Annotated in this window: 1 protein-coding gene; it reads left to right on the top strand. The window is 63.7% G+C overall.

From position 1 onward, the window contains the following. The coding region (locus FHL16_RS33800; RefSeq protein ID WP_177346274.1) for an immunoglobulin-like domain-containing protein at positions 1–1,010 on the top strand (1,010 nt) is incomplete at both ends.

The following is a 1,010-nucleotide window of genomic DNA, read 5'->3' on the forward strand; positions in this document are numbered from 1 at the left end:
GACGTCGACGGCAAGTCGGCCGACACCTCGGTCACCGACTCGGCCGACACCACCACGCTTAGCCTGACAGCAACCGATTCGGTCGCTGAAGGCGGTTCGATCGTCTACACCGCCAACCTGACCAACGCGGCCGGCACGCCGGTCACCGTCACCCTTTCGAACGGCGCGGTGATCACCATCGCCGCCGGCGCCACCAGCGGCGCCGTGACCGTCAAGGCACCGGCCGATGACGTCTACAAAGACGCTGGTAAAGTCGAAGCGACCATCAAGGATGCCACTGGCGGCAACTTTGAGAACCTGGTGAAAGACCCGGCTGCCGCTGTGACCAGCGTCACCGACACGATCGACACCTCGACCGTCAGCCTGACCGCCACGCCTTCCGTGGCCGAAGGCGGCATCGTGGTTTACACCGCATCCGTCTCTGCACCAGTGACCGGTTCGCCAGTAGTGGTGACCCTCTCCAACAACCAGACCATCACCATCCCGGTCGCCAAGGGCGGTAACTACGAGAAGCTGGACGTCGATGGCAAGTCGGCGGACACCTCGGTGACTGACTCGGCCGACACCACCACGCTTAGCCTGACAGCAACCGATTCGGTCGCTGAAGGCGGCTCGATCGTCTACACCGCTAACCTGACCCATGCGGCCGGCACACCAGTCACCGTAAACCTGTCGAACGGCGCGGTGATCACCATCGCCGCCGGCGCCACCAGCGGCTCCGTGACCGTCAAGGCTCCGGCCGATGACGTCTACAAGGATGCCGGCAAGGTCGAAGTCGCCATCAAGGACGCCACTGGCGGCAACTTCGAAAATCTGGTGAAAGACCCGGCGGCAGCGGTCACTGATGTGACCGACACCGTCGACACCTCGACCGTCAGCCTGACCGCCACGCCTTCCGTGGTCGAAGGCGGCACCGTGGTTTACACCGCATCCGTCTCTGCACCAGTGACCGGTTCGCCAGTAGTGGTGACCCTCTCCAACAACCAGACCATCACCATTCCGGTTGGCTC

The organism is Pseudomonas sp. FSL W5-0299, from assembly GCF_005930655.1.
Taxonomy (GTDB): Bacteria; Pseudomonadota; Gammaproteobacteria; order Pseudomonadales; family Pseudomonadaceae; genus Aquipseudomonas; species Aquipseudomonas mandelii.